Source organism: Bradyrhizobium sp. WD16 (genome assembly GCF_024181725.1).
GTDB lineage: Bacteria > Pseudomonadota > Alphaproteobacteria > Rhizobiales > Xanthobacteraceae > Bradyrhizobium_A.
On sequence record NZ_CP028908.1, the window covers coordinates 415159 to 431524 of the forward strand.

Annotated in this window: 13 protein-coding genes; 7 read left to right on the forward strand and 6 right to left on the reverse strand. The window is 68.5% G+C overall.

What is annotated here, in order from left to right; translation table 11 throughout:
• Window positions 1–311: 311 nt before the first annotated feature.
• Together DB459_RS01980 and petA are read right to left on the reverse strand one after the other, a co-directional pair.
• The gene (locus tag DB459_RS01980; protein ID WP_253711256.1) at window positions 312–2378 is read right to left on the reverse strand and encodes a cytochrome c1; all 2067 of its coding nucleotides are present in this window, start codon (window positions 2376–2378) and stop codon (window positions 312–314) included.
• A gap of 73 nt (window positions 2379–2451) precedes the next feature.
• A complete protein-coding gene (gene petA, locus DB459_RS01985; RefSeq protein WP_253711257.1) occupies window positions 2452–2979 on the reverse strand; it encodes a ubiquinol-cytochrome c reductase iron-sulfur subunit in 528 nt (175 codons plus the stop codon).
• Between the two features lie 288 nt (window positions 2980–3267).
• Between petA and DB459_RS01990 the strand changes: the two genes are divergently transcribed.
• From DB459_RS01990 to DB459_RS02000, 3 genes are all read left to right on the forward strand, one after another.
• A complete protein-coding gene (locus DB459_RS01990) occupies window positions 3268–3726 on the forward strand; it encodes a tRNA (cytidine(34)-2'-O)-methyltransferase (RefSeq protein WP_253711258.1) in 459 nt (152 codons plus the stop codon).
• A 47-nt stretch (window positions 3727–3773) separates the two neighbouring features.
• Window positions 3774–4658, forward strand: coding sequence for an oxygen-dependent coproporphyrinogen oxidase (hemF, locus tag DB459_RS01995; RefSeq protein WP_253711259.1), 885 nt, complete (start codon window positions 3774–3776; stop codon window positions 4656–4658).
• Window positions 4659–4854: 196 nt separating this feature from the next.
• A complete protein-coding gene (locus DB459_RS02000; RefSeq protein ID WP_253711260.1) occupies window positions 4855–5655 on the forward strand; it encodes an outer membrane protein in 801 nt (266 codons plus the stop codon).
• Between the two features lie 143 nt (window positions 5656–5798).
• Here the strand turns inward: DB459_RS02000 and DB459_RS02005 are convergent, their stop codons facing one another.
• The 4 genes from DB459_RS02005 to DB459_RS02020 form a co-directional block, all read right to left on the reverse strand.
• On the reverse strand, window positions 5799–7052 hold the full coding sequence (locus DB459_RS02005; protein ID WP_253711261.1) for a CCA tRNA nucleotidyltransferase: 1254 nt from the start codon (window positions 7050–7052) through the stop codon (window positions 5799–5801).
• Window positions 7049–7312 (reverse strand): DUF6111 family protein, encoded by a 264-nt coding sequence (locus tag DB459_RS02010; protein ID WP_253711262.1) that lies wholly within the window; start codon window positions 7310–7312, stop codon window positions 7049–7051. Before DB459_RS02010 ends, DB459_RS02005 begins: the two co-directional genes overlap by 4 nt.
• Window positions 7309–7971, reverse strand: a complete 663-nt coding sequence (locus DB459_RS02015; protein WP_371927021.1) for a CoA pyrophosphatase — start codon at window positions 7969–7971, stop codon at window positions 7309–7311. The genes DB459_RS02010 and DB459_RS02015 overlap by 4 nt, the downstream gene beginning before the upstream one ends.
• A gap of 244 nt (window positions 7972–8215) precedes the next feature.
• Window positions 8216–8803: a DUF1285 domain-containing protein gene (locus DB459_RS02020; RefSeq protein WP_253711265.1), complete on the reverse strand. Its 588-nt coding sequence runs from the start codon at window positions 8801–8803 to the stop codon at window positions 8216–8218.
• A 580-nt stretch (window positions 8804–9383) separates the two neighbouring features.
• Between DB459_RS02020 and DB459_RS02025 the strand changes: the two genes are divergently transcribed.
• The 4 genes from DB459_RS02025 to DB459_RS02040 are packed head-to-tail and all read left to right on the forward strand — an operon-like array spanning window position 9384 to window position 16275.
• Window positions 9384–10385 carry a MoxR family ATPase gene (locus DB459_RS02025; RefSeq protein WP_253711266.1) on the forward strand — a complete coding sequence of 334 codons (1002 nt, stop codon included), beginning with the start codon at window positions 9384–9386 and terminating at the stop codon, window positions 10383–10385.
• A complete protein-coding gene (locus DB459_RS02030) occupies window positions 10385–11320 on the forward strand; it encodes a DUF58 domain-containing protein (RefSeq protein ID WP_253711268.1) in 936 nt (311 codons plus the stop codon). The genes DB459_RS02025 and DB459_RS02030 overlap by 1 nt, the downstream gene beginning before the upstream one ends.
• Window positions 11317–14208, forward strand: coding sequence for a DUF4159 domain-containing protein (locus DB459_RS02035; protein WP_253711269.1), 2892 nt, complete (start codon window positions 11317–11319; stop codon window positions 14206–14208). Before DB459_RS02030 ends, DB459_RS02035 begins: the two co-directional genes overlap by 4 nt.
• A gap of 3 nt (window positions 14209–14211) precedes the next feature.
• Window positions 14212–16275 carry a hypothetical protein gene (locus DB459_RS02040; protein WP_253711270.1) on the forward strand — a complete coding sequence of 688 codons (2064 nt, stop codon included), beginning with the start codon at window positions 14212–14214 and terminating at the stop codon, window positions 16273–16275.
• Window positions 16276–16366: the final 91 nt, after the last annotated feature.

The window sequence follows — 16366 nt, forward strand, 5'->3', positions numbered from 1 at the left end:
TCGTCTCCTGAAAAAATCCGGGGTCGAAAACGGCGGCAGAATGCCGCCGCGGCGGCGGATGCGCAACGGGGCTGCATCAGCCCAGCCACCCCATTCAATCCACGTCACCCTGAGGTGCGCGGCCGAATGGCCGCGCCTCGAAGGGCGACGCGGCCCGGTGGTCCGGGCCGTCCATCCTTCGAGGCTCGCCGTGCCCATGCACGGCTCGCACCTCAGGATGACGGAGAGAGCGCGAAACCGCCGAGCTCGCCCCCAAACGAAAAAGGGCTCCTCGCGGAGCCCTTTTCGTCAGGTCGCTTCACGCGCGTCGATCAGTGGGCGTCAGCCCAGACCTTGCGCTTGGTGAAGTACAGCATGCCGCTGAGAATGATCAGGAAAAGCATCACCTGCAGGCCCAGCCGCTTGCGCGACTCGAGCTTGGGTTCCGCGGTCCACATCAGGAAGGCGGCGACGTCGGTGGCGTATTGCTGCACGGTCTGCGGCGAACCGTCATCATAGGTCACCTGGCCGTCGCTGAGCGGCTTGGGCATGCCGATCGAATGGCCGGGGAAGTACAGGTTGTAATTGCCGCCCGGCGGCAGGGTGAAGCCCTGCGGCGCGTCCTCGTAACCGGTCAGGATCGCGACGATGTAGTTCGGGCCCTTTTCCTGGAACTGGCGAAACAGGTCGAAGACGAAGAGCGGGAAGCCGCGGTCATAGCCGCGGGCCTTGGCCATCAGCGACAGGTCCGGAGGCAGCGCGCCGCCGTTGGCCGCGCGGGCCGCCTGCTCGTTCGGGAAGGGCGCGGGGAAGTAATCCGCGGCGCGGCCCGGCCGCTCGAACATGTCGCCCTGGTCGTTGGGACCGTCCTTGATCTTGTATTCGGAAGCGAAGGCCTCGGCCTGGGCCTCGGAATAGCTCGGGCCGCCCTGATCGGCGAGGTTGCGGAAGGCCACATAGTTCAGCGAGTGGCAGGCGGAGCAGACCTCCTTGTAGACCTTGAGGCCGCGCTGGAGCTGGCCCTGGTCGAACTTGCCGAAGGGGCCGGCGAACGACCAGCTCAAGCCCGGCGGCATCGGCTGCTCATGGCCCTGGGCGCGGGCCGAGGACACGTTGCCGAGCAAGGCAAGGCCCCCGACGGCCAGGATGGCGACGGCGGAGACCACCGCCTTGGCGCCGCTCTTGCGCAGCACGTCGTCGGCGATCGAATTGGGCACCGGACGCGCGGTCTCGACCCGGCTGAGGATCGGCAGCAGGATCAGGAAGTGGAAGAAGTAATAGGCGGTGAGGATGCGCGCGGCGACGACATAGACGCCTTCCGCCGGCTTGGCGCCGAGCCAGCCCAGCAGCAGGCAGTCGACCACGAAGATCCAGAAGAACTGCTTGGCGAGCGGCCGGTAGCGCGCCGAGCGCACCTTGGCGCCGTCGAGCCAGGGCAGGAAGGCGAGGACGATGATGGCGCTGAACATCGCGATCACGCCGCCGAGCTTGCTCGGGATCGAACGCAGGATCGCGTAGAACGGCAGGTAGTACCATTCGGGCACGATATGCGCCGGGGTGACACCCGGATTGGCCGGCACGTAGTTGTCCGGGTCGCCGAGGAAATTCGGCGTGTAGAACAGGAACCAGGCGAAGAAGATCAGGAAGCACGCCATGCCGAACGAGTCCTTGATGGTCGCGTAGGGCGTGAACGGCACGGTATCCTTCTCGGTCTTGGGCTCGACGCCGGCCGGATTGTTCTGGCCGACCACATGCAGCGCCCAGACGTGCAGCACGACGACGCCGGCGATGACGAAGGGCAGCAGGTAGTGCAGCGAGAAGAAGCGGTTGAGCGTCGGGTTGCCGACCGAATAGCCACCCCACAGCAGCGTCACGATGCTGTCGCCGACGTAGGGAATGGCCGAGAACAGGTTGGTGATGACGGTGGCGCCCCAGAAGCTCATCTGGCCCCACGGCAGCACGTAGCCCATGAAGCCCGTGGCCATCATCAACAGGTAGATGATGACGCCGAGGATCCACAGCACCTCGCGCGGCTCCTTGTACGACCCGTAATAGAGGCCGCGGAACATGTGCACATAGACGGCGATGAAGAACATCGAGGCGCCGTTGGAGTGCATGTAGCGCAGCAGCCAGCCGTAATTGACGTCGCGCATGATGCCTTCGACCGACTTGAAGGCCATGTCGACATGCGGCGTGTAGTGCATCGCCAGCACGATGCCGGTGATGATCTGCACCGCCAGCATCATCGACAGGATGGCGCCGAAGGTCCACCAGTAGTTCAGGTTACGCGGCGTCGGATAGGCGATGAACGAGGAATGGATCAGGCCGCCGATCGGCAGGCGCCGCTCGACCCATTTCAACACTGCGTTCTGCGGCTGGTAGTCGGATGGTCCGCTCATGATGCGATCCTGAAGATCCTGGAAGAAGATCCTGAAAGAAATAAAGGCGGGCGATGCGGTCGGCCGGGGCGGCTCAGCCGATCTTGATCTTGGTGTCGGTGAGGAAGGCGTAGGGCGGCACCGGCAGGTTCGCCGGCGCCGGGCCCCGGCGGATGCGGCCCGAGGTGTCGTATTGCGAGCCGTGGCAGGGGCAGAAGAAACCGTCATAGTCGCCCTGGTGGGCGATCGGGATGCAGCCGAGATGGGTGCAGATGCCGATCACCACGAGCCACTGGTCGTGGCCTTCCTTGACGCGGGACTGGTCGGTCTGCGGATCGGGGAGCTGCGACAGCGGCACCGCGCGCGCCTCCTCGACCTCCTTCTTGGAGCGGTTCATGATGTAGATCGGCTTGCCGCGCCAGAACACCTTGATGGCCTGGCCCTCGGCGACCGGCGCGAGATCGACATCGATCGGGGCGCCAGCCGCGACGGTCGAGGCGTCGGGGTTCATCTGCGAGATGAACGGCCAAGCCGTGGCAACGGCGCCGACAGCGGCCACCGCACCGGTTGCGACATAAAGAAAATCGCGGCGGGTAGGCTCCGCCGAAGTCGAGGTCGTCACGATCCCAAACCCTTTCTGATCTGCAGCCGGCGGAACCGCCCCCGAAAGACGCTGCTGTACGAGCTTCGCGATCCGGGGAGACGACCGGTGCCCGCGGGGCACCCGCGGTGGCAGAATGAGGACCCATGCCGCAATACCCCCAGCGGAACAGGCCTTCAGAATCGTTCTATTGGCACCCTTGCCCAAAGAGCGCAAGCCCGCTATCGGCACGGCGCAGCGCGATGCACCAATTCCACACAACGGGGCCGGTACGGACCCGGCCTTGTGCAGGATTCATCGGTTAAGCCCATGCGAATCGCATTGTTCCAGCCGGATATTCCCCAGAACACCGGGACGATCCTGCGCCTGTGCGCTTGCCTTGCGGTCGAGGCCCATATCATCGAGCCGGCCGGCTTCCCGGTCAGCGACCGCCATTTCCGCCGCTCCGGCATGGACTATCTCGACGAGGTGACGATCCGCCGCCATGTCTCCTGGGGTCATTTCGACCAATGGCGGCGCGAGGACGGCGGCCGTCTCGTGCTGTTCTCGACCAAGGCCGCGCGGCCCTATCTCGAACATCGCTTCATGGACAGCGACATCCTGCTGTTCGGACGCGAGAGCGCCGGCGTGCCCGACGCGGTCGCGGCGTGCGCCGACGCACGGCTCGTCATCCCGATCGCGCCGCAGTTGCGCTCGCTCAACGTCGCGATGTCGGTGGCCATGGCGCTAGGCGAGGCGCGGCGCCAGACGCAGGGTGGACAATCCTGACGATGTGCCCCAAGCACGTGGGTCGCATCAACACAGCAAGGATCGGCATGGACAAGCAGCTTGACGAGCGCAAGGCGCGCGCGAAGGCCTGGTTCGAGAGCCTGCGCAATGACATCTGCACCGCCTTCGAGCGCCTCGAGGACGATGCGCCGCCTGCGCTCCATGATGGCGCGGCGGGGCGCTTCGCCCGCACGCCGTGGCAGCGCACCGACCACTCCGGCGCCGACGGCGGCGGCGGCGTGATGGCGATCATGCGCGGGCGCCTGTTCGAGAAGGTCGGCGTCCACTGCTCGACGGTGCACGGCGAATTCGCCCCCGAGTTCCGCGGCCAGATCCCCGGCGCCGCGGAGGATCCGCGTTTCTTCGCCACCGGCATCTCGCTGATCGCCCACATGCGCAGCCCGCATGTGCCGGCGGTGCACATGAACACCCGCTTCGTCGTCACTACCAAGGCCTGGTTCGGCGGCGGCGCCGACTTGACCCCGGTGCTCGATCGGCGCCGCACCCAGGAAGATCCGGACAGCATCGCCTTTCACGGCGCGATGCGCGCCGCCTGCGACGCCCATGCCGCCGTCGCGCCCTATGACAAGTTCAAGACCTGGTGCGACGAGTATTTCTACCTGCCCCATCGCAAGGAGCGACGCGGCATCGGCGGCATCTTCTACGACTGGCTCGACAGCGGCGACTGGGAAGCCGACCTCGCCTTCACCCAGGATGTCGGTCGTGCCTTTCTGTCGATCTATCCGGAACTCGTCCGGCGCAACTTCGCGACGCCGTGGACGCCGGCCGAGCGCGAGGAGCAGCTGATCCGCCGCGGCCGCTATGTCGAGTTCAACCTGCTCTATGACCGCGGCACGATCTTTGGACTGAAGACCGGCGGCAATGTCGAGTCCATCCTGTCCTCGATGCCGCCCGAGGTGAAATGGCCCTGACCAATATTGCGGCATTCACGGCAATTTGCGCCGCTCCGATGTGACCGCAAGGCCACATCGGCCGACGGATTGCCCGCTGGCTCCGCTCCCGGCGGCGAAACCGTTGCCCGGCCCGGGGAAAGCCCCTACCCCTATACAAGTGGACCGGCCGCGAGGCGGCCGGCGCGCGTGGAGTGGGGACTCCAGGTTGCCAAACGTGGCGCGACGCATCGGTGCAGCCCTCGTCGGCGCTGCTCTTGGCCTGATCGCAACCGCCCTGCCGGAACCGGCACGGGCGGCGGACCTCGCGCCGCTTTACAAGGCTCCCGCCGGGCGCGTTCCGGTCGCCGTCAAGGACACCTGGACCGGTGGCTATATCGGCTTTTTCGCCGGCGGCGCCGCAGCGGCCTCCGATGCCTCGACGAGCGTCCCGGCCAGCGCCGCCGGCACACCGTTCTTCGGCGGCCGCGCGGCGAGTTATGGCCTCGGGGCCAGCGCCATCGCCGGTCTGACCACCGGCTACAACCTGCAGGTCGCGCCACACTGGGTGATCGGCCTCGAATCGGAAACCGGCTATCTGCGCCTCAAGGGCTCGAACGGCTTCGACGGCCGGCCGACCACCACCGGCACCATGCAGATCGGCGCCACCTACAGCCTGTGGTCCGGCCGCGTCGGCTATGCCTTCGACAAGTCGCTGCTCTATGCCAAGGGCGGCGTGGCGCTGGCCCAGGTCGACGGCGGCGCCAGCGATCCGACGCCGGGCCTGCACACCGACGCCATCGGCCATGAGCTCGAAATCGGCTATGCGGTCGGCGGCGGCCTTGAATACATGATCGGGCCGCGATGGAGCCTGAAGGCCGAATATCTCTATCTCGGCCTGCCGAAGGACCTCACCACCACCGGCAACGGCCAGCCGCTGCCGACCCAGCTGTTCACCACCACGACCGTGCCCGGCATCCATTCGGCCAAGGTCGGCGTCAACTATCAGTGGGACTGGCTGTCGCTGTTCAAGCGGTGATCTGTGAACGGGTGGGCGAAAGAAGCGACGCGCTCCACGCATTTTTAGCTGTCACCCACCGGCTTGACCGGTCGGCCCTGGTACTCCATGTCGACGCGGTGGCGCAGAGCACCGGACGGCGCGCGATTGTGATGGACGCCGCCCTACAACCTGTGCTCGCGGCGGAAGCGCGCCACAGTCTCGTCGGCGATGCGGGCGAGCCCCGCCGGGTCGTCGATGAAGCCGCTGGCGAGCCAGGCGTCCTCGCACAGGGTGAGGATATGGCCGAGCGCCGGCCCCTCGTCGATGCCGCGGGCGATCAGGTCGGCGGCCCGAATCGGGAATTTCGGCGGCGTCCAGCGGTCAGGCAGCGTCGCGAGTTCAACCCAGCGCTGCGACGAGACCGTGCGGCCGGAGCGCGCCCAGGCCAGCATGATGCGATCGCGATAACCGGCGGCGCCGAGGCGATAGAGCCGGCGCCGCGCGGTGGCGTCGTCCATGCCGGTGAGCCGCCACCAGCGATGACCCATGGTGTCGAGCCGCTTGGCTTCGGCATTGGACAGGCGCAGGCGTTGGCCGAGACGCCGCGCATCCTCCGTCACCGCGACGCAGAGCGCACCGAGGCGCAGCACCGCATCGGGCCGCAGGCCGAGCTGGCGCTCGATCTCGATCATGACGGCGAACGGGCCGGGATAGGCTACGCCGCCGATCACCAGCTGCAGCAGCCCGCCGTCATTCATCGCCACCACCGCCTCGACCGCCCCCGGGGCGGCGACGAGCTTGAGCATCTCCTGGCGCAGCCGCTCGGCGGACAGCGCCGCGAGGCCGTCGCGTGCGCGAACGCAGGCGAGATAGCCGGCGCTCTCGGGGGCGCCATGGCCATAGGCGGCGTGGATGCGGAAGAAGCGCAGAATGCGCAGATAGTCCTCGGCGATCCGCGCATCCGGGTTGCCGATGAAGCGCACCCGCCGTGCGGCGATGTCGTCGAGGCCGCCGACATGGTCGTGCACCACGCCACGGCGGTCGAGCGACAGGCCGTTGACGGTGAAGTCGCGGCGATGGGCGTCGCCCGCCCAGTCGCGGCCGAATTCGACCTTGGCCTTGCGGCCGAAGGTCTCGACATCGAGGCGCAGCGTCGTGACCTCGTAAGGCGTGCCGTCGAGCACCAGCGTGACGGTGCCGTGATCGACACCGGTGGGCACCGCCTTGATGCCCGCCGCCGCGGCGCGGCGCATCACTTCCACCGGGACCGCGGTGGTGGCGATGTCGACGTCGGCGACCGCCAGGCCGAGCAACTGGTTTCGCACGGCGCCGCCGACGACCCGTGCTTCCTCGCCATCGGCATCGAGCAGAGCGAGCACGCGCGCAGCGCCGCTCTGTTCCAGCCAGGCAACATGGTCGAGTTGTCGGGTCGTCATTTCTCAGTCCCTGGCACGAGCCGGCCGTTCTCGATATGCGCCGGCGTGTAGGTTGATGTGGGCGGCGCACCGGAGAAATTCGCCAGCAGCACCAGGCTCAGGATAGTCAGCAGGGCGGCGATCACCGACAGGCGCACCACCATCGCGGCCGGCCACGACGAGGTATCGATGACGCCGCTGCGGGTCGCGACCAGGAACAGCGCATAGACCGCGAAGGGAATGAGGAAGACGCCGACCTCGGTCAGGACCGCGCGGATCATGAAGCAATGATCCGTTCGTAGAGCACCCGCAGGATGCCCGCGGTGGCGCCCCAGATGTAGCGATCGGCGAAAGGCATGGCGTAGTAGGAGCGCATCAGGCCGCGCCATTCCTTGCTGTGTCGCTGGTGGTTGCCGGGATCCATGAGAAAGGCGAGCGGCACCTCGAAAGCCTCGTCGACCTCGCCGGTGTTGACGTTCAGCGAAAAGCCGGGCCGCACCCGCGCCACCGTCGGCAGGATGCGGAAGCCGAAGCCGGTGGCGTAGAGATCGAGATAACCGAGCGGCTCGACGAAGCCGCGCGACAGGCCGATCTCCTCCTCGGCCTCGCGCAGCGCGGTGTCGAGCGGGGAGGCGTCGGTGGCGTCGATCTTGCCGCCCGGAAACGAGATCTGGCCGGCATGGTCGTTGAGATGTGCGGCGCGCTGGGTCAGCAGCACCGTCGGGGTTTCATGGGCGACGACGCCGATCAGCACCGCCGCCGGCCGGATCGGCCGCTCCTGGGCGACCGCCGACAGCATGCGGTCGGTGCCCTCGTCGCCGGTCACCGGAATGACGGCGGGATCGGTGAGACCGGCGGGCACCTCGAAATTGAGCCGCTCCGTGGCGCGGGCGAAGAATTCGCCGGAGCTCAGAGCGGCGGGATCTGGCTTGCGGATCATCTCGTTCAAGTCGCCATCCCCGCGATGCGGGCAGGTCCAGACTGCCGCTTCTCTTTCGTCATGCCCGGCCGTAGCAGTCTGCCTTGCGCAGACTGCGTAAACTTGTCTGCGATGCCGAGCATCCACGTCTTTACGGCGTCTGCAGCAAGAAAGTCGTGGATGGCCGGGACAAGCCCGGCCATGACGATGGCGAGGAGGTATCGCCGAGAACTGCAATAGGCGCTGGAAAACGAAATGCCCACAATCAGCCCCTCACCGCAGCGGCGTCGGCCATGGCGAAGAAGACGCCACCCGACCACACGCCATACTGCGCCCTGCCCGCCACGCTTCCTTCCTCTCCCAGTTCGACCACATCGTAATACAGCGCGCGGGTCACCTTCGCCCAGAGGCCGCTGCGCACGTGAACGTAAGGGACGAGACCGCCGTCGGCGGCCGGCTCGAAGCGCAGCCGATGGTCGGCGTCGCACCTCACCCAGTCGTCCATATTGGTCCGGAAATGGAGCACCCGCTCCTGCCTTTCGCCCTCGATCCTCATCTCCACCGCCGTAAACGGCGCATCGTCGACCCGGATGCCGACCTTTTCCACCGGCGTGACCAGGAAATAGTGGTCGCCCTCGCGCTTGAGAATGGTGGAGAAGAGCCGGACCAGCGCCGGCCGGCCGATCGGCGTGCCGAGGTAGAACCATGTTCCGTCGCGACCGATGCGGATATCGAGATCGCCGCAGAACGGCGGATTCCACAAATGCACCGGCGGCAGCCCGCGGACGGCGGCCTCGCGCGCCGCCGCCGCCAGCCCGTCCAGCGCCTGTGGGCTCTGCCCTTGCTTCGCCATTCTTTACCTCGACGCTGTCACCGGCCCGATTGTCACTGCATCCTGTGGCACGATTGATGCTCATTCGATGCAGTCGCTTTCGGTGCCGCCGGGCGGGATGCGGCCGGTCTGGATGCACGCTCCGGCTGCGAACGAGAAGGTTCATGCAACGAGGTTAACGCCGCGGCGTTGGCCCGCCGGACCGGAGAATCGATGCGGGAAATGGTGCGGACAACGTGTCCGGTTAGGCTTCGGTCCGGTCTCCACATCGTGATGATCAGACCCTCTTTACGCCCGATAAGGTGGGGAAAGGTCAAATCGAGGAATACATCGCGGTTGTTGAAGTCTAGTGTCCCCTTGTTTCCAACGTTCGTATGAGCGCCTGGTGCAAAGGAATACGAACGTTGGAAACGGGACACTAGCATGAAGTTTCGCCGGGTCATCAGTGCCCGGTGGACAACGGCCCGCCTCGCCGATCAGATCGAAGGCCGGCCGACGGCAGTGGATGCAATGGAACCGGACTCGCCCACCGCCGTCCTTGGCAACATAACAAGCGGAAGTAGAGGCCCCTGCAGCCGTGCGCGGGGCACAGGAGAGGCGAATGGCTGGCGATAGTGTCGAGAAGCTGGAAGACGTGATTGTCCGCTCGGCGGAACAGGTGGCCGGCCAGATTCGCGCCGCCAAGGAGGCGATCGCCACCGTCATCTTCGGCCAGGACCAGGTGGTGGAGAACACCCTGGTGACGATCCTGTCCGGCGGCCACGCGCTGCTGATCGGCGTGCCGGGCCTCGCCAAGACCAAGCTGGTGGAGACACTGGGTGTCACCCTCGGCCTCGATGCCAAGCGCATCCAGTTCACTCCGGACCTGATGCCCTCGGACATCCTCGGCTCCGAAGTGCTGGACGAAAGCACCGCCGGCAAGCGCTCCTTCCGCTTCATCGCCGGTCCGGTGTTCGCCCAGCTGCTGATGGCCGACGAGATCAACCGCGCCAGCCCGCGAACCCAGTCGGCGCTGCTGCAGGCGATGCAGGAACAGCATGTCACCGTGGCCGGTGCCCGCCACGATCTGCCGAAACCGTTCCACGTGCTGGCGACCCAGAACCCGCTGGAACAGGAAGGCACCTACCCGCTGCCGGAAGCCCAGCTCGACCGTTTCCTGATGGAGATCGACGTCGACTATCCCGATCGCGACGCCGAGCGCCGCATCCTGTTCGAGACCACCGGCGCCGAGGAATCCCACGCCAAGGCGGCGATGACGCCCGACACCCTGATCACCGCCCAGCGCCTGGTGCGGCGCCTGCCGGTCGGCGATTCGGTGGTCGAGGCGATCCTGTCGCTGGTGCGCTCGGCGCGGCCGGGGCCGGATGCCGGAGCGCTGGGCAGTCTGATCGCCTGGGGCCCGGGACCACGGGCCAGCCAGGCGCTGATGCTCGCGGTGCGTGCCCGCGCCCTGCTCGACGGCCGCCTCGCGCCGTCGGTCGACGATGTCATCGATCTCGCCGAGCCTGTGCTCAAGCACCGCATGGCCTTGACCTTCGCCGCCCGTGCCGAGGGCCAGACCGTGCCCGGCATCATTCGCCAGCTCAAGGCGAAGATCGGCTGATGGCGGCGCCTGCGGAACGCGCCACACCGGAACAGCTCGCGCTCCGCCGCGCCGACGGCGAGAGCCGGACGCTCGCGGCCTCGCTACCGCGCCTGGTGCTGGAAGCGCGCCGCATCGCGGCCAATGTCATCCACGGATTGCACGGCCGCCGCCGCGCCGGCTCGGGCGAGAGCTTCTGGCAATACCGCCGCTTCGCCTCGGGCGAGCCGGCGCAGAATGTCGACTGGCGCCGTTCGGCGCGCGACGACCATCTCTATGTCCGCGAGCAGGAATGGGAGGCCGCGCACACCATATGGTTGTGGCCAGACCGTTCTGCATCCATGGCCTTCGCCTCCAGGGGCATGCGCGACAGCAAGCTGGAACGCGCCCTGATCGTCACCTTCGCCCTCGCCGAACTCCTGGTCGCCGGCGGCGAGCGGATCGGCGTGCCCGGGCTGATACCGCCGAGCTCGAGCCGCAACATCATCGACAAGCTGGCCCAGGCCATGCTGCACGATACCGCCGTGCGCCCCAGCCTGCCGCCCGCCTTCGTGCCCTCGCCGCTCGCCGAGATCGTCGTGATCGGCGATTTCTGGTCGCCGATCGGCGAGATCGAGGCGATGCTCGCCGGCCTGTCCGCCTCCGGCGCCCATGGCCTGTTGCTGCAGGTGGTCGACCCGGCGGAAGAGAGCTTCCCCTATTCCGGCCGCGTCGAATTCGTCGAGCCGGAAGCCGGCAGCACCATCACTGCCGGCCGCGCCGAGACCTGGGCCGGCGACTATGTCACGCGCCTCGCGCTCCATCGCGACCAGATCCGCGCCGCCGCCGGCCGCCGCGGCTGGATGTTCTCGACCCACACGACCAGCCGTTCGGCGGCCGAACTTCTGCTGTTCCTCCACGCCAGCATGACCGTCAACCGGGCGGGCCGCTCCACCGGCATCGGGGCTGGCGCATGATCGGAGCCCTGCCCCTCTCGTTCGCCGAACCGTTGCTGCTGGCGGGGCTGATCAGCCTGCCGGTGCTGTGGTGGCTGTTGCGGCTGATGCCGCCGCGACCGCGACGGATCGATTTCCCGCCGACCCGCCTGTTGTTCGACATCGCGCCCAGGGAGGAGACGCCGTCGCGCTCGCCGTGGTGGCTGACCGCGCTGCGCCTGCTCGCCGCCGCGCTGGTGATCCTCGCCGCCGCCGGACCGGTGTGGAATCCGCAAACCGTCGGCCAGCGCAGCCAGGGGCCGCTGGTGCTGCTGATCGACGACGGCTGGAGCGCCGCCGCGAGCTGGGATGCCCGGGTGAAGTCGGCCGACGAACTGATCAGCAATGCCGAGGCCGATCGCCGCGCGGTGGCGCTGGTGCCGCTGTCGGAGCCGACCCGCGACCTGTCGATGATGCCCGCCGGCACCGCGCGCGTCGCGCTGCGCCAGCTCGCGCCCAAGCCCTATGCGGTGGAGCGCATCGATACCCTGCCGGCGGTCGAACGCCTGCTCGGCGCCACCAGCGACGCCGAACTGGCGTGGCTCGCCGACGGCGTCGACAGCGGCCGCGGCCCCGACTTCGTCACCGCGCTCGGCAAGCTCACCGATCGACATCCGCTGACCATCGTCGATGGCGGCACGCCCCCCACCCATGCGCTGGTCGCCGCCGAGAATGCCGCGGCCAAGATGACGGTGAAAGTGCTGCGCGCGACCGGCGGCGGCATCGACGGCGGCCTCGTTCGCGCCCTCGACCAGAAAGGCGCGCCGCTCGGCGAGAGCCGTTATCAGTTCATCGGCAACGAGACCGAGACGGAAGCGTCGTTCGATCTGCCGGTCGAATTGCGCAACGACATCGCAAGGCTGGAGATCGCCGGCGAGCGCTCGGCCGGCGCGGTGCAGCTGCTCGACAAGCGCTGGCGCCGCCGCGCCATCGGCATCGTCTCCGGCGCCACCAGCGACACCGCGCAGCCGCTGCTGGCCTCGACCTTCTATCTCGCGCGGGCGCTCGCTCCGTTCGCCGATGTTCGGCTCGGCGGCCGCGTCGCGCCCGCCCAGGCGATCGCCCAGTTCCTCGACCAGAAGCTGCCGATGATCGTGCTCGCCGACATCGGCGCGCTGTCGCCGGAAGTGCACGAGCGGCTCGACGCCTTCATCGAACAGGGCGGCGTCTTGGTGCGGTTTGCGGGCCCCCGCATGGCCGCCGGCGACGACGATCTGGTGCCGGTCAAGTTGCGCCGCGGCGGCCGCAGCCTGGGGGGCAGCCTGACCTGGGAGAAACCGCAGCATCTCGCCGCCTTCGCCGCCGATGGACCATTCGCCGGGCTCGCCGTGCCGTCCGACGTCACCGTCAACCGACAGGTGCTGGCCGAGCCCGATCCGTCGCTGGCGACGCGGAGCTGGGCCTCGCTCGCCGATGGCACGCCGCTCGTCACCGGCGATCGTCGCGGCCGCGGCGTGCTGGCGCTGTTCCACGTCAGCGCCGATGCGCGCTGGTCGGACCTGCCGATGTCGGGCAGCTTCGTCGAGATGCTGCGCCGTCTCGTCGACATGGCCGGCTACACCGCCAAGCCCGGCGCCGGCGTCGCCGCCACCGAGGCCAGGGATACCGTGGCGCCGAGCCGCGTGCTCGACGGCTTCGGCGTGTTCGTGCCGCCGCCCTCGACGGCGCGGCCGATCCCGGCCGACTTCAGCGACCGCGCCAGCGCCGAGCATCCGCCCGGCTTCTACGGCCCGCCCGACGGGCCGGTGGCGCTCAACACCCTCGCCGCCGCCGATCGCGTTGCCGCGCTCGATACCTCGGCGCTCAAGGCGCGGCGCGCGAGCTATGCCAGCGCCGAACCGCGCGACCTGCGCGGCCTGCTGCTGTCGACCGCGCTGGCATTGTTCCTGATCGACGCGGTGATCGTCGCCCTGCTCGGCGGCGGCCTCGCCGCGCTGCTGCGCCGGCGCGCCGCGACGACGACTGCGGTGCTGATCGCGATCGGACTGGCGAGCGGCGTTGCCGCCGGCCTCGTGCCGTCAGGGCCGGCCCGCGCCCAGAGCCCGCCGGATCGCACGATCACGGCGCCCGCGCCCGCTCCCAACGGCAGCAAAGCGGCAAGCAGCAAGAGCGACGACGAAGCGGCGATCCGCGCGGTGTCGCAGACGAGGCTCGCCTATGTCGTCACCGGCAATGCCGACGTCGACGACATCGTCAAGTCCGGCCTGTCGGGGCTGACGCTGTTCCTCGCCCAGCGCACCGCGCTCGAGGCCGGCGATCCGGTCGGCATCGATCCGTCGCGCGACGAGCTCGCCTTCTATCCGCTGATCTACTGGCCGGTGCTGCCGGGGGCGCCGAAACCCTCGCAGCAGGCCCTCGACAGGATCGACGCCTACATGAAGAACGGCGGCACCGTGCTGTTCGACACCCGCGACGCCATGGACGCCTCGCCCGGCGCGGAATCGCAGACGCCCGGCATGCAGTCGCTGCGCGACATTCTCTCCTCGCTCGACGTGCCGGAACTCGAACCGGTGCCGCGCGACCACGTGCTGACCAAGACCTTCTACCTGCTGCACGACTTCCCCGGCCGCTTCACCAACGGCCAGACCTGGGTCGAGGCCCTGCCGCGCGAGAACGACGAGGAGGCCGAGGCGCGGCCGGCGCGCGGCGGCGACGGCGTATCGCCGATCATCATCACCTCCAACGATCTCGCCGGCGCCTGGGCGATGCGCAGCGACGGCCAGCCGATGCTGCCGACGTCGCCGGGCGAGCCGCGCCAGCGCGAATTCGCCTTCCGCGCCGGCGTCAACATCGTGATGTACACCCTGACCGGCAACTACAAGGCCGACCAGGTGCACGCGCCGCAGATCATCGAACGGCTGGGGCAGTAACGCATGCAGTACGGCATCGCCTTCGCTCCGCTCGTTCCGACGCAGGTGCTGTGGATCGCGCTCGCCGCCATCGTCGTCGTCGCCGTGGCGCTGATGCTTTCCCGCGGCGCCAAGGCGGCGGTCCGGGTCGCGGCGCTGGCACTGATCCTGCTGGCGCTCGCCAATCCTTCCTTCACCCGCGAGGAGCGCGAGCCGCTGTCGTCGGTGGCGGCGGTGATCGTCGACAAGAGCCCGAGCCAGAATTTCGGCGACCGCACCGGCGAGACCGCGCGGGCGCGCGACGCGCTGCTCGAGCGCCTCAAGGCCATCAAGGGCCTCGAGGTCCGCACCGTCGAGGCCGGCCAGGCCGACGGCGAGACCGACGGCACCAGACTGTTCGGCGCGCTGGCCTCGGCGCTGTCGGACGTGCCGCCGGACCGGATCGCCGGCGCCTTCCTGATCACCGACGGCCGTGTCCACGACATTCCGGCGAATGCCGCCGGCCTCGGCTTCCACGCGCCGGTGCATGCGCTGATCACCGGCAAGAGCAACGAGCGCGACCGCCGTATTGCCATCGTCGCCGCGCCGCGCTTCGGCATCGTCGGCAAGCCGCAGACCATCACCTACCGGCTCGACGACCAGGGCGTCACCGGCCAGCAGGCCAGGGTCACCCTCCGCCGCGACGGCGAGGTCCTGAGCGAACGCATGGTCGGCAGCGGCCAGAGCGTCGACGTCACCGTCGACATCCCCCATGCCGGGCCGAACCTCGTCGAGATCGAGGCTTCGCCGCTCGACGGCGAATTGACGCCGGTCAACAACCGCGCCGTGGTCTCCATCGACGGCGTGCGCGACAAGCTGCGGGTGCTGCTGGTGTCGGGCGAGCCGCATTCCGGCGAGCGCACCTGGCGCAACCTGCTCAAGTCCGACCCCAGCGTCGACCTCGTGCACTTCACCATCCTGCGTCCGCCGGAGAAGCAGGACGGCACGCCGATCAACGAACTGTCGCTGATCGCCTTCCCGACCCGCGAACTGTTCCAGCAGAAGATCAACGAATTCCAGCTGATCATCTTCGACCGCTATGCCCGCCAGGGCGTGCTGCCGATCTCCTATTTCGACAACATCGCGCATTATGTGAAGAACGGCGGCGCGGTGCTGATCTCGGCCGGCCCCGATTACGCCTCGACCACCAGCATCTGGCGCACGCCGCTCGACGCCGTGCTGCCGGCCGAACCGGTCGGCGTCACCGAAGAGGCCTTCACCGCACGCGTGTCCGGCGTCGGCAAGCGCCATCCGGTGACCCGCGGCCTCGAAGGCGCGGCGAGCGAGCCGCCGCACTGGAGCCGCTTCTTCCGCCTCGTCGACACCCGCAACGCCACCTCGCCGGCGCTGATGGAAGGCGCCGACAAGAAGCCGCTGCTGCTGTTGTCCCGCCAGGGCGAAGGCCGGGTCGCGCTGATCCTATCCGACCATATCTGGCTATGGGCGCGCGGCTACGAGGGCGGCGGCCCCTATCTCGATCTGCTGCGCCGCACGGCGCACTGGCTGATGAAGCAGCCCGACCTCGACGAGGAGGCGCTGCGCCTGCAGGTCCAGGGCAAGGAACTCGCGATCCTGCGCCAGACCATGGCCGACAGCGTGCCGCCGGTCACGGTCACCTCGCCCTCCGGCGCGAACCGCACCCTGACGCTGACCGCGGCCGAGCCCGGCCAGTGGCGGGCGACGCTGCCGGCCGACGAACTCGGCCTGTGGCAGGCGAGCGACGGCACGCTGAAAGCGCTGATCAATGTCGGCCCGGTCAACCCGAAGGAATTCGCCGAGGTCACCTCGACCACCGAAACGTTGAAACCACTGACGCAGGCGAGCGGCGGCGACACCCGGCGGGTGTCCGACGGTTCGAGCATCGATCTGCCGCGCATCGTGCCGGTGCGCGCCGCCTCCGGCTTCCGCGGCGACGGCTGGCTCGGCGTGCGCATGCGCGACGCCAGCGTGGCGCGCGGCATCGGCGTGTTGCCGATGTTCGCCGGCCTGATCGGCCTCTTGCTGCTGATCGGCGCGCTCGCCGCCACCTGGGTCCGCGAGGGGCGGTGACGCCGCTGAAAAGTGTCGCGCGGGCAAGCCGGCGGAAATGAAGACGCCGCTCCTCCCGACCGCCCCCTTCCGGTGTTATTCTTCACACTGT